The sequence below is a fragment of the Legionella busanensis genome, assembly GCF_900461525.1.
GTDB lineage: Bacteria > Pseudomonadota > Gammaproteobacteria > Legionellales > Legionellaceae > Legionella_C > Legionella_C busanensis.
Genome location: NZ_UGOD01000001.1, coordinates 157,688 through 170,894, shown reverse-complemented (window position 1 = coordinate 170,894; position 13,207 = coordinate 157,688). Strand labels below are relative to the sequence as shown.

Below are 13,207 nucleotides of genomic sequence, written 5' to 3'. Positions count from 1 at the left end.
TAAATTCATCCACGCAACAATACCTTGTTGCGTTAAGGAAGTAGAATTTTACCTCTAGAAGGTTGTAACCCCATTTAAGCTAGCAACAATAACTTTATCAGCTAAGCGTTGAGCAAATAATCCATTTTCAACTACGCCGGGAATTATTTTAATTGCTTTTTCTAACGTTTGAGGTTGATTGATAGTTAAATTGTAAATATCCAAAATAATATTACCATTATCGGTAATAAAGCCTTCGCGGTAAACGGGATCTCCCCCTAATTTTACAATTTCACGAGCTACAAAACTGCGGGCCAGAGGTAATACTTCAACTGCAATAGGAAATTTACCCAGGTGTGAAACGACTTTGGCGTCATCAACAATACATATAAACTGCCTAGCAGCTGTGGCTAAAATCTTTTCACGGGTTAAAGCGCCACCCCCACCTTTAATTGTTTCTCTTTGCTTATTTACTTCATCTGCGCCATCAATGTAAAGTGGTAGTTCACCAGCAACATTTAAATCAATCACGGGAATGCCAATTGTTTTAAGGCGCGTTTCAGTTGCTTTAGAACTTGAAACACAAGCATCAATACGATGTTTAATTTTTGCTAACGCGTCTATTAAAAAATTGACTGTCGAACCTGTCCCTACACCTAAGATACTGTTATCTTCTACATAATCTAAGGCAGCTACTGCGGCTTTTTGTTTTAATTCATTCATAATTATTACTACTATTAAAATTTTTAACTGTATTTACACTAATTAAGATTTTATCTTTCTTAATAATCAACCAGTATAATATTTTTTTCCTTACTAGGATATTATACTGGTTATTAACAGTTACTGAACTGCGGGTGTCATGGTTGGTACTACTGGCGAATCTAGCGAACTTCCTGCTGTAGTGCTTGCTTTAGGTGCAGTCATTGCTGCAGAACTTACACTAGAACTCCCTGCATTATTATTGTCATTAGAGGTAGCTGCTCTTGCTGCATGTGTCGTTGTGTTGGCTGCTTTAGTCCTCACCGATGAACCATAAGTAGGATTAGTTTCATCTCTAGACATTCTTCTATTAGAATTATAATTATTCCGATAGTGAGTATTATTTTTAGGATTTGAATAATAGGGTCTATTGTTATCGCCCCATAAACTTGGTAATGCATCACAACCTACAAGCAATAATGGCGCGCCAAATAAAGCAGCATAAAAAGTCCCTATAAATAAATGATTTTTTTTCATAGTATCATCCTTGTTATTATTTATTTTAAAGTTTAGTCCTACTGTTAACAGATGTAAAATTAAGAATAAACTATACTTCATACTATCTACTTAATAGTATAGAAAAAATTATAAATAATGGATGCGAACTTAAATTTAAAAATAAAGGACTCGCTTTTATAGAAGTAGGTATAGCGCTGGCCATTATTCTCTAGACAAGTATAAGTGAAACAAAGCTAAGGATTGGACATACGATTATATAACTGAGCTGAGTAAACTACACAATAAAGCTTAGTTAAGTGACGCTATACTGCAAAAAATAAGTTTATAAGGGAAGATTATGTCAAATAAATATATTAATTACTTAAAAGATCTCTATGCAAACTATAGTGAAGATCGTATTGCTGTTTTTGCTGCCGCCCTAGCTTATTATACTGCATTTGCATTAGCACCTTTTTTAATTATTTGTACCTCGGTAGTAGGTTTAGTTTATAGTCATGATGCAGCCCAAGGGCAAATAATTGATCAAATACGTTCATTAGTAGGAAAAGATAGCGCTGATTTAATTCAAACAATGATTGTCAATGCTAGTAAGCCTAGCTCTGGCATCACAGCACAAATTGTAAGTATTATTCTTTTAATTATTGCAACCTCAGGAGTATTTGGACAAATACAGATGGGTTTAAACTATATTTGGGGTGTTGAGCCTAAACCAGGACGCGGTGTATGGGGAATTATAAAAGATAGATTTTTATCATTTACTATCGTATTAGGTGTCGCTTTCTTATTGCTTGTATCACTGATTTTAAGCGTTGTAATTACTTTTATGAGTGACTATCTAAGCCACATATTACCAGGAGGCGATTTAATTGCCTGGGGTTTAAATTTTGCTATTTCATTAGCCGTAATTACTCTTTTATTTGCTATGATTTTTAAAATTCTACCCGATGTAGAATTAACGCTGCGCGATGTTATTTGGGGCGCGTTTTGGACAGCTGTTTTATTTACTATTGGTAAGACGTTATTAGGTATTTATTTAGGACAAAGTCATGTTGCCAATGCTTTTGGCCCGGCAGGCTCACTCATTATTATTCTAATTTGGGTTTATTATACAGCTCAAATCCTTTTTATTGGCGCGGAATTAACTAAAATGCATGTAACTAAACATGGAAAAAAAGTTAAGCCTGATGTTGACGCCTATGTTAAAGAAGAAAAACCACATTTAACAAATAATTCATAAAAGTTATTAATTTTAATATGCGGCAATCTTTTTGGCCGTTATACTATTTTTATCTCCATTATTTATGGCCTAATTATGATTTATCAAAATATTCTCGAAACGATAGGTAAGACGCCAATAATAAAAATTAATCGACTCAGCGAAGGACTTGCCTGCGAGCTATATGCAAAGTGTGAGTTTTTTAATCCTGGCGGTTCCGTTAAAGATCGGATTGGCTATGAAATGGTAAAGCAAGCTGAGCGTGATGGTATCATCAAGCCAGGCGATACTTTAATTGAGCCAACCTCAGGTAATACAGGAATAGGAATTGCTCTAGCAGGCGCTGTTTTAGGGTATAATGTGATTATTACTATGCCTGAAAAGATGAGCCAGGAAAAACAATTTGTTTTAGAACGCTTAGGGGCAACGATTTATCGCACACCTAGTGAAGCTGCTTGGAATGATCCGGATAGTCATATTTCGCTTGCCAAAAAATTACAACAAGAAATTCCTAATGCACATATTTTAGATCAGTATGCCAATCCTTATAATCCCAATGCCCATTATTATGGTACCGCTCAAGAAATTATTGATGATTTTGGTACTGATTTACATATGGTTGTTGCAGGTGTAGGTACTGGCGGGACCATTACAGGTATTGCTAAGCGTTTAAAAGAATTTAATCCAGATATTAAAATTATTGGAGTTGATCCCATAGGTTCAATTTTAGGAGGAGGTCAGGAAGTTAAGCCTTATCATGTAGAAGGGATAGGTTATGATTTTTTTCCTGACGTATTGGATAATAAGTTAATTGATGAATACATTAAAATTAATGATACCGATTCTTTTATAACTGCTAGACGTCTTATTCGTGAAGAAGGTCTACTTATTGGAGGTTCTAGCGGCGCTGCAATGTGGGGTGCTTTACAAGCAGCTAAAACTTTAAGTAAAGGCCAGAAATGTTTGGTCATGCTACCTGACTCAATCCGCAATTATATGTCTAAGTTTGTAAGTGATACTTGGATGGAGGCAGAGGGTTTTGCTATTTCTTAACTTAACTGCTACCAAGGCTTTGTCTAGGAGCACTTGATGGTGCTTCTAGAGCTTCGTAAACTAAATTCTCATCTAGCTGCCCAATAGTCATTTCACGTGCTAAGGCAATAATAAGCTCTTGAATAACATAATTATTATAATTATCGGCTTTTGGGTTATTCGTTGTATTAAAAGAAGCGATTATAGGGCGCTGACTTTGTTTACCTTGTATAACTTCAAAAAAACGCTCATTACCGTGCTCAGTACCTACATATTTGGTATTTTCTGCTAGCTGCTTCTTATTTTTTGGACTGATATAAATAGCGATTAACTTATCCTTAATCGCTTTTCTATTATGAATATCACCCATATCTTGAATAGCATATTCCAAACGTCGTTGATGCCCTTTAAAATCCTTTAGTAGATTCTGCTTTTTTGTATTAACCTTATCAATAATAGTATCTATTGACGGATCATTTTCCAAAGCTTCTTTGGGATGAATTTCTTGAGTAGAAGAGTAAATTGATTTAAAGTTTGCAGCATTTCTTAGATACGGAATATAAACTTCACCCTGTAAATGAATTTTTATGCCCTGGGGCGCATTGAAACTTGACATAGCATTAGGGCCATACTCTATTGATTCTGGTAAATCTTTTTTAGGTAAGGTATGTTCAATTAAAACGGGAATAGCGAGAGCATCCGCTAACGCAGCAATCAGTGTATTTCCATTTGACGTATTAGGATCACGTATTTCTTTTAATGAGCGGCCCTCATTTTCCTCTAAAAATACGAGCATATAGCGCTCAGGATCTTTAATTAATTGATCAACAGCAATTTGTCTTAAAGTATAAGCAAATTCCGCTACAAATTTTGCCATTTTTTCTGGTCTATTAATAAGCTGGAACAACCGCTCATTCGGTGTTAATAAACCTGCACCTTCTGTCAAGTTAAAATACTTACGGTGGCGCTCTAAAATTTTATCTAGTAAAGGTTTATTAGCTGTTATCCTGCGATCTGTTAATATGTTATCAATAAGAGTAGCAGCCACTGCACGAAAAGCACTATCAACTAGAGCACTATCAACATGACTTATGCCCTCAAATAATTGACGTTCCGGTAATTTCTGATTTGTGCTTGCAAAAAATGTTGCCATACCCTGCTCATTTATAAAAGTTATATCTATATTTTATTTCATCAAGATTAAGAAAATATTAATACTAATCTTTAATATTTTTTAAAAAACAAACAAATAGGATAATTTTTAAGTAAAATTATCAGCCTTGCACTTAATTTATAGTTAAGAAGCCCTAAAAAGACAATGTTTGTGTATAAATTTGTTAATAATACCAAAAAATTGCATATTCCAAAGATCATTATGCCCTCTTTTTTCAAAATCTATAAATTCTTTAGGCTCATTGGCTTTTTTATAGAGTTCAAGGCCTTGGGCATAGGGTACAATATTATCTTGTAGGCCATGCAAAATGAGTATGGGAGAGGTAACTTCCTGAATCCGCTTAAGTGAATCAAATTTATCCCGTACAGGAATAGGTAGCCAAGGATAGTGCACCTTTGCTAAAGCAGATAAACTTGTATAAGGAGACTGTAAAATTACTGCGCAAACTTTATATTGTGATCCAATTTTGGTAGCAACACCTGTACCTAATGATTCCCCATATAAAATTATCTTTGAAAGCAAAATACCTTGTTCTAGTAAAAATTTAATTGCTGCCTGCCCATCTAAATATAATCCCCGCTCATTAATTTTGCCTTCATTACCGCCATAACCTCGATACTCAACAAGTAATACACCATACCCTTCATTTAAAAAATAACGAATAAATGGCATGCGATAACCGATATGCCCTGCATTACCATGATAGTAAATGATAGTCGGCATGCCAGGTTCTGCTGGTTTATACCAAGATAGAAGCTTTAATCTATCCTCCGTCTTTAAATAGATTTCTGCCATATCATTAGCAGCAAAAAATTGGCGAATTGGCATTAGTCTTGCTGGAAAATAAATAAATTGACGCTGCAGCAAATACATACTTACCAGTGCCACAATGATAAAAGTTATTAAAAAAATAAGCGTTTGCTTTAGCATCGTTTCCTCTACTAAAGGGGTTAATTGCCAGCCATTATTTATCTTTAAAGATAGATTATTAATCTGCATGTAACAATGATACAAATATAATTGCATGGCACAATTAACAATAACCTTAAGGTATTAACGGTAAACAAAAGTAGGAGAAGAATTATGGAAACACTTCATGATTCTGATATAACGAAATTAAAAGAACTATTACGTCACTTAGGGGAGTTTATTGCCTATTTTGAAATAGCTGAGTCTAAGATGATGGCCTGGCAACAGGATTTAGAAACCCAGGCCCAGATGCAGAAAAAAAAAATAAATTATCAATTACAGCACCTACAACAAGAACTTGAAAGCTTACAGGAAATCTTAGCTCAGGCAGGTATAGAAAAATTAAGAGTTAATCTGGAAAAAATATTAAAGGATAGCGAATCACATCTTGGTTTATTAGAGAAAATAAGCCAAAAAATTTTAGCTAACTCCGACTTAAAACAACAAGAAGCTAACAATCGCATGATATTACGACTTGAGCAAATAGAGGAACACACCTTACAAGCACTCGAACAAATTAATAATAAATTAGCAGCTAATGATATTGATCATTTTCGTCGTGTCTCGAGCGAAAACTGCTTACATGTTGAAAAAGTAGCTACTTTAACTATGCGTAAAGTTGCTAATTTATTAAAAGCTTTCCAATGGCGCTCAATTGCTTTAGCTTTAGCAACTACGTTTATAATTGCGTTTGCAATTAATTTATATGTAAGCAATGAGACGCCTTGGGAAAGTCACCAACAGGCGTTAAGCGAGCGACAAGCGGGACAAGTTTTAATTAAAGCGTGGCCACATCTTTCCCATCTAGAAAAGGATAAAATCCTAGCTAGCTACATGCAACAAAAAAGTTAATATGTTAATTACTTTAATCATCGTAATATTGATAAGTCTTATTCTGCTATTCTTTTACCAGAATAAAACCCCTAAAAAGATAAAAAAATGGCAGCGCGCGCTTCAGCTCCATGTTCATCAGCCTATTTTTGATAGGTTATACCAAGATATTAATGGTTTTGCCCTTTCTAAAGCAGCACGAGCTCATCAAGATGCTATTGAATATACTTATGGCGAAATTGAATTCGAATCGTTTATCGCCTTATTATCGCTTTGTAAACCTCAATCAAATGCCGTCTTTTATGATTTGGGTAGTGGTACTGGTAAGGCTGTTATTGCCTGCACAATGGTGTTTGATATTTGTAAAAGCTATGGTATTGAATTATTTTTGCCTCTACATAAATGCGCTCAAAAACAACTACAACGCTTAGCACAAATAGAAATTTATCAAGATAAGGCTAAAAAAATAATTTTAAAACACGAAAATTTTTTAAATTCATCTATCGATGATGGAACTATTATTTTTATTAATGCAACAACGTTCATTGCTGAACTTTGGGAACAAATAAGCAATCATGTTGAACAAGTTAAATCAGGGACTTTAGTCATTTCAACAAGTAAGATGCTTACTTCAAAATGTTTTACTGTAGTAAGAATTGTGCCACTTAAAGTGAGCTGGGGAATCATAAATGCTTATATTCAACAACGGATATAAGACTAATGAAGATCCCTAAATTTAAAAACTATCTAATATTAATTAATGTGTATGTAGGTGTTTAAAGTAGAATACTAAACTTAGGGTATAGCCAAATTTGTCTATTTCGCTTTGCATTTCGCACAAATACTATGCATTTTATAGGATAATATTTGTTTAGAGACATACAAAGCCTTTAACTCATTTGTGCTTAACTTATATTAATTATATTGCAATAATAAACAAAGTATTGGTACAGTTAATTGATAAATTGAATAATTTTGTTCTGAGGCTATACTAAAGATATTGATAACTGCTATCTACTATGGTGTCTTAAGGGATAGCGATATGAAAACGCGGCTAACCGAGGTGGGTATGATTAAATCTGAACTCATAGCAAGCCTTGCTTCCAAAATGACACATCTTCCTGAAAAGCAAGTCACAGATAGTATTAATCGCATTCTTGAATTAATGAGCGATGCTTTAGTAAATGGTCAACGGATTGAAATTCGAGGATTTGGTAGTTTTTCTCTTCACTATCGTCCTCCGCGTAATGCTCATAATCCTAAAACGGGCGAAAAAGTGGTTACTGAAGCCAAATATAGCCCTCACTTTAAGCCAGGGAAAGAGTTACGTGAACGTGTTGATGCTTCACGTGATAAAATTGATTTAGAGGCTGAAGAATAGTTTTGCAGCGATAAAACATCATTTGCGGCTCTATTTAAATGGATAAAAGTATCTTATTATCTTGAAAAAGGCGGGATTTGAGCGCAGGTTACAAGAAAATAACACTTAAACATTGCATAGACTCTCTAGCCTTAAGGGTTATTTTCGTGCTAAATACTAAAAAACAGCTCTTCGGCACTAAGAGCTGATCACCTACGTTAACGTTAGGTACGAGGTAAAGTTACGCCTGTCTGACCTTGATATTTGCCACCCCTATCTCGATAAGAAACAGCACAAACCTCGTCCGACTCTAGAAATAACATCTGCGCTACACCCTCATAGGCATAGATCTTTGCAGGTAGTGGTGTAGTGTTAGAAAATTCTAAAGTAACATGCCCCTCCCATTCAGGTTCTAGAGGTGTGACATTTACAATAATGCCACAGCGTGCATAGGTAGATTTTCCTAAACAGATTGTGAGAACATTTCGGGGAATACGGAAGTATTCTACCGTTCGAGCTAAAGCGAATGAATTAGGAGGAATGATGCATATATCAGATTGAATATCTACAAAACTATTCGCATCGAAAGCTTTAGGATCAACAATAGCAGAATTAATATTAGTAAATATTTTAAATTCATCGGCACAGCGTACATCATATCCATAACTTGATACACCGTAAGAAATAATGCGCCCTTGATCATTTTCACGTACTTGACCTGATTGAAATGGAGAAATCATTCCATGTTCGCGAGCCATTTTTTCTATCCAGCGATCAGATTTAATTGTCATATCTACTCCATCCACATAATTAACCTAAAACCATCAACTAAACTTGGTATTTCAATAGACCTAGCGCTGACGGTAGTAGACTTAAGCTAATGTAGCCATCTTTTTATAATGTTTACTATATTTAAGCGGTTACAATAAGCTTAAATCTTCTTATACAAACTAGAAATATACCCCTATCTGAGCTACTACGGCATCAGAAGCTCGACCAGTACCCAAAGTATTAGCATTAATAATACCTGGAGGTGCAGCGCCATTCGCATAACTATTGGCACCATAATCTATATCATGACGATACTCAATACTTTCAACAGTATCCTTCCAAATTGATATATTAAATACACCACTGATGCGTTGCTTAGGTAAGTTTAGCGCCAAAGCCTCTTTTGATCTTTGATAACCAATTGCTACTGAGGCTGGTTTATCAAATGCTCTGAAAGTCATACCAGCTTCGAGTTGAAATGCTTGAGGTTTAGCCCCTCGCCCATTATAGCTTAAATCTTGTGCTCTAAATGACTTACTAGCTCCTACCCATTCAGCAGTTAAACTATAGCGATCAAAACTAACATTGCCATGTAAATTTAAACCATTAACCTTTTTAACATATTCAGAGCCATTCGTAGGCGATCCAAAGCCACCAAACGTAGTAAGTGGAGGCGAACCATTAATTTGCATTCCTTGCGAATCATTAAGAGAGCCAATTAACCCAGCGCCAAGCTCACCAAGAAAATCACCTTCACCAAAGATATAACCCAAGTTAACACCACCTACTCCGTCATGACCTCGCGTTGTATCTGTTACAAAACCATATGCTGCGGCATAAGGCCCTGGATCAGTTTGTGATTTATAGCCTAAAATAAAGGGTCTAGTTTTAGTGCGCGCCAAACTCATTGTAAGTGGTGCACTAATCATGGAACTCGCATATTTTCCAAAGGGCGCATAGAGTTGTCCGGCAGTAAAGTAAAAAGGTGACTTATCTAAATCACCAATATTAACAAATCCTAAGTTTAAGCTAAATGCAGAATTTGTAATTCTTGGCCCGCCTATCGCAGGTGGGGATTCATCATAAGCAATCGATATATACGCTTCTACATCTTTATTTAAAATGGCAGCAACGTCCAACTCACTTGAGCCTAGGTTAAAATCACCTTGAGAATTACCACTTTCTGTTCTATTTAGAGTAGCAACTGGTTCTGATTTACCGCTGACAGCAATAATCGGAATATTTGGAATAGGGTAACCTATTTGCTGATAAGCACGAAATAAACGGCGGCGTTGTTGCATTAATCGTATATCACGGTTAATACTAGAAATATTAACAATATAATCTGAACCATCAAAAGCAGGCCTATCTCCTAAATAAGGAGATGCCACAACCGGTGTTCCTGCAATGTAGGTAATAACTCGATTATCTGCTATTAACGCGGTTGGATAAAAACTAATTGACTCTGGATGTGACTCAAGAGTATGAACGATAAGATGGCTTTCTTGAAAATTAACTATTTTACTTCCTTTACCCTTAGTTTGCGCTTCCGGTGTAGGAGATGTTGCCTTATTAATTGGTGCAGATAAATCTTGTGCATTTTTAGAAGATATTGATTTTTTTCCCTGTTTAGGGACATTACTCTTTGCATTAGCAGACTTATTTACTAGTTGTTTTTTTAAATCCTTTAACTGAGTCTGTAAAGTTTTTGTCTGTTCTTGTAGCTGTTTAATTTTTGCTTGCAGATGATCCGAGTCGGCAGCAATAAGTGTTGTAGATAAGGGAATAGTGGCTAAGGCCAAAATAATTGCTTTAGGTTTCACGCGCTATACTCCTGACTTATTTTTTTACTTCTTGGTCATTGCGCTTGCCAATTGATTGCTTTCTAAAAATATGACTTATACATATCTTGTTTAACTAAACAAATTTTTAACAAAAACGCTGCTAGATTATATACCTGATAATGCCAATTGTGCGAGTTTTAGTCGGTTATTTTAGAATTTAATTTACTGGCCCTCTTAATATAATTTTTTTAAAATAAATTTAGAGGAATAGATAGGTAAGTAACTTAACCATAACTTAGTAAAGGTTGATTTAGTTATAGGCTGAATGAAAATAATTTTTAAAAAAGCACCGCAGAGTTATTTATTTTAGAGCTTTAAAATAAAACATTATTTTCGAGTAAGATGTTTCAATTTAACTATTTAATAGGCTTCTCTTACTGTTGCTATAAAATTGATTGAGTGACCTAAGCTTTAAATTTATTAAAGTTGCACTCAACCATTATAATATTAAATTATATAAAAATTATGCAACACCTAGCCATTTAACCCCTAAATAAGGGCCATGCAATCCAAAGTCACTATTGGTAAGCAATGTTGGTGCTACTAATGAAGGGCCTTGTAACGCGTTGAAATAATTCAGAGCTTCATAACCGCCTTCAATCTTCAATAAGCCTTGAGCAACTGGGTACGTATATGCCGCGCCAACTTTAGCTTCGAGGCTTGGTACGATTTGTTTACGACTTGCATATTGAGAGCTCACAATTAAACCATTATTATAAATATTCATCGCTTCAAATCGAGCTGACCCATATAAAATAGAACCAGATGCATTTGCAGTAAGGCTAAATCCATAAGGTAATACATATGCGTAATCAACACCGATGGTTGGTCCAAAACCATTAAAATCTGAATTAACAGGCCCTCTTACACCGCCAATTGCAGCAGCAAAAATGGGACTAATATTATAAAAGCATTCTGCGTCAGCTTGAATATCTGAGTACTGAGCGCCTGCATAAAAACGAATTTTCTTAAATAATCCGAAATCAACATGCTGACCCAAAACTAAATTAACTTGTTCTAACTTATTAGAAACAAAGCCTCTAAAAGTAGCTGGCAATACGGCAGCTGAGCCACTAGATAGCACTTGCACATATTGACCATTAAACGTACCTAAATTATCATCATCAACATCATAATGTAACCAGTTCATGGTAATATCATTGCCAGTACTAAAATGATAGGAACCTTCTACACGATAACCCCAACCTCCATTCGGCTCAACAGCTTTTAAACCGCCTGGAGCAGGTAAGTACGCTCGAGATCCATTATACTCAGTCTGTAAATATAAAGCTTGTACTCCAAAATTCCATAAACTAGCTTCACAAGGCACCGTGACATCACCTGGAACACAAGTAGGAACAGGCGGAGTAGAATACATACCAGCGGCGGCAATTCCACTTACCGATAAGCCCAGTATCATTAAAGATAATTTCTTCACCATTTTTACTCCCTTGGTAAAAAAAAACCCATCAGCAAGTGATGGGTTAAAAAGCTTTTAAGTTAGATTAGACGTTGCCAACCCATTTCAAACCAGCGAATGGACCATGGAGAGCAAAGTCATTAGTTGTAAGAGCTGTATGTTGAGCATTAAAGTAGTTGATCCACATATAACCTACGTCTAAAGTCACATCACCTTGTGGCATTGCGTAAGTATATGCAACTCCTAATTTAGCTTCTAATTCAGGAACTAATGCATCTCTTTCACCATAACCAGCACCAGAGAATGTACCTAAAGTAGTAACAGCGTCACGGAACTTAGACTCACCAATTAAGAGAGCACTAGCGCCTTTACCATAAATTTGTAAACCGTTACCTAGGTTGAACATCATGTCCGCACCAATTCGAGGACCGAAACCATCAAATTTAGTATAACCCGCAGCAGCTGCAGCTGGGAAAGGACTAACTGAAGTTGCGAATGCAGCAATACCCATTTCATGCTTAATACGGGTGAATTGAACACCGCCATGGAAACGAATGTCTTTAAACTCACCAAAATCTACGTGTTGACCTAATTCAACGTTAACAGCATCCCATGAAGGTTCAGCAACCACGCCAACAGGATAGTTTCCAGCAGGAACAGGTAAAGTACTAGGAGTACCAATAATTTCTGGACTGTAAACTAAGTAGCTTGAACGGTTATCATCGCTCTTGAAGTGGTACCAATTCACGTTAAGGTCATTACCAGTTCCGAAGTGATAAGAAGCTTCTAATTTAAAGCCCCAATCCCAATCTGGTTCAACTTCATTATAGTGACGGCCACCAATTGGGTCTAAATAGTAACCTGCATAATGATCAACAACAGGTTGGAGGTACAATGCTTGCACACCAAAATCCCAAGCCATTCTTTCGCAAGGAACAGTAACGCTACCGGGGGTGCACACAGGCCCCATTGTTCCAGCAAATACTGCACTGCTACCTAAAGCAAGGACAGCTACTGCTGTTTTTTTTAGATTTAACATGCTTCATCTCCACTTTTTTATTATTAATTTCCGGTTTTTATTGCCAAACCAAACATGGTGTTGACCGCAGTACGCAATCATCGCTCTAACCGAGAACGTACATGGGCAAATTATCAAACGCCACTTTCGCAAAGTCAACACTATTTCGCTTGAATTTCATCATAATTTTACTTAATTAGATATTACAAGCCAATATATGTCTCTTTTATGCGCATAGTTATTAATTGCCCGCCATCTATAAAATTTATATCTAACTAAAAGCAAGCCATTTAATGTACAATCTCATCTTTTGAATTCTAAAAATAATACTTTTTAATTTAAATAAAAAACACAAGTTGTTGAAAATTTGGT

The 13,207-nt window shown here is 35.6% G+C and carries 13 protein-coding genes; 5 read left to right on the top strand and 8 right to left on the bottom strand.

Translation table 11 applies throughout. The features are described 5' to 3' along the window. Positions 1-54 precede the first annotated feature (54 nt). Both rpiA and DYH30_RS00800 read right to left on the bottom strand, forming a co-directional pair. Positions 55-702, bottom strand: coding sequence for a ribose-5-phosphate isomerase RpiA (gene rpiA, locus DYH30_RS00805; protein ID WP_115329606.1), 648 nt, complete (start codon positions 700-702; stop codon positions 55-57). Positions 703-822: 120 nt separating this feature from the next. Further along, entirely contained in the window at positions 823-1,218 is a 396-nt protein-coding gene (locus DYH30_RS00800) for a hypothetical protein (protein WP_115329604.1), read from the bottom strand. A 319-nt stretch (positions 1,219-1,537) separates the two neighbouring features. Here DYH30_RS00800 and DYH30_RS00795 point away from each other — a divergent pair, with 319 nt between their 5' ends. Together DYH30_RS00795 and DYH30_RS00790 are read left to right on the top strand one after the other, a co-directional pair. Further along, a complete protein-coding gene (locus DYH30_RS00795) occupies positions 1,538-2,437 on the top strand; it encodes a YihY/virulence factor BrkB family protein (RefSeq protein WP_115329602.1) in 900 nt (299 codons plus the stop codon). Between the two features lie 75 nt (positions 2,438-2,512). After that, the gene (locus DYH30_RS00790; protein WP_115329600.1) at positions 2,513-3,469 is read left to right on the top strand and encodes a pyridoxal-phosphate dependent enzyme; all 957 of its coding nucleotides are present in this window, start codon (positions 2,513-2,515) and stop codon (positions 3,467-3,469) included. A 1-nt stretch (position 3,470) separates the two neighbouring features. On the opposite strand, the gene DYH30_RS00785 is transcribed toward DYH30_RS00790, so the two are convergent. Together DYH30_RS00785 and DYH30_RS00780 are read right to left on the bottom strand one after the other, a co-directional pair. Next, complete coding sequence (locus DYH30_RS00785) at positions 3,471-4,601, bottom strand: hypothetical protein (RefSeq protein ID WP_115329598.1); 1,131 nt, start codon at positions 4,599-4,601, stop codon at positions 3,471-3,473. 144 nt (positions 4,602-4,745) lie between these two features. Beyond that, complete coding sequence (locus DYH30_RS00780) at positions 4,746-5,621, bottom strand: alpha/beta hydrolase (RefSeq protein WP_341273180.1); 876 nt, start codon at positions 5,619-5,621, stop codon at positions 4,746-4,748. Positions 5,622-5,705: 84 nt separating this feature from the next. Here DYH30_RS00780 and DYH30_RS00775 point away from each other — a divergent pair, with 84 nt between their 5' ends. The 3 genes from DYH30_RS00775 (at position 5,706) to DYH30_RS00765 (ending at position 7,803) form a co-directional block, all read left to right on the top strand. After that, positions 5,706-6,443, top strand: a complete 738-nt coding sequence (locus DYH30_RS00775) for a hypothetical protein (RefSeq protein WP_115329596.1) — start codon at positions 5,706-5,708, stop codon at positions 6,441-6,443. Between the two features lies 1 nt (position 6,444). Then, positions 6,445-7,137: a class I SAM-dependent methyltransferase gene (locus DYH30_RS00770; RefSeq protein WP_115329594.1), complete on the top strand. Its 693-nt coding sequence runs from the start codon at positions 6,445-6,447 to the stop codon at positions 7,135-7,137. Between the two features lie 327 nt (positions 7,138-7,464). After that, the gene (locus DYH30_RS00765; protein ID WP_160116132.1) at positions 7,465-7,803 is read left to right on the top strand and encodes an integration host factor subunit beta; all 339 of its coding nucleotides are present in this window, start codon (positions 7,465-7,467) and stop codon (positions 7,801-7,803) included. A gap of 203 nt (positions 7,804-8,006) precedes the next feature. Here the strand turns inward: DYH30_RS00765 and dcd are convergent, their stop codons facing one another. The 4 genes from dcd to DYH30_RS00745 all read right to left on the bottom strand — a co-directional run bounded on the left by dcd (position 8,007) and on the right by DYH30_RS00745 (position 12,856). Further along, a complete protein-coding gene (dcd, locus tag DYH30_RS00760; protein ID WP_115329592.1) occupies positions 8,007-8,573 on the bottom strand; it encodes a dCTP deaminase in 567 nt (188 codons plus the stop codon). A 159-nt stretch (positions 8,574-8,732) separates the two neighbouring features. After that, positions 8,733-10,376 (bottom strand): LbtU family siderophore porin, encoded by a 1,644-nt coding sequence (locus tag DYH30_RS00755; protein WP_115329590.1) that lies wholly within the window; start codon positions 10,374-10,376, stop codon positions 8,733-8,735. A gap of 484 nt (positions 10,377-10,860) precedes the next feature. After that, positions 10,861-11,838: an Lpg1974 family pore-forming outer membrane protein gene (locus DYH30_RS00750; RefSeq protein WP_115329588.1), complete on the bottom strand. Its 978-nt coding sequence runs from the start codon at positions 11,836-11,838 to the stop codon at positions 10,861-10,863. Positions 11,839-11,902: 64 nt separating this feature from the next. After that, on the bottom strand, positions 11,903-12,856 hold the full coding sequence (locus tag DYH30_RS00745) for an Lpg1974 family pore-forming outer membrane protein (protein WP_115329586.1): 954 nt from the start codon (positions 12,854-12,856) through the stop codon (positions 11,903-11,905). Between the last annotated feature and the right edge of the window lie 351 nt (positions 12,857-13,207).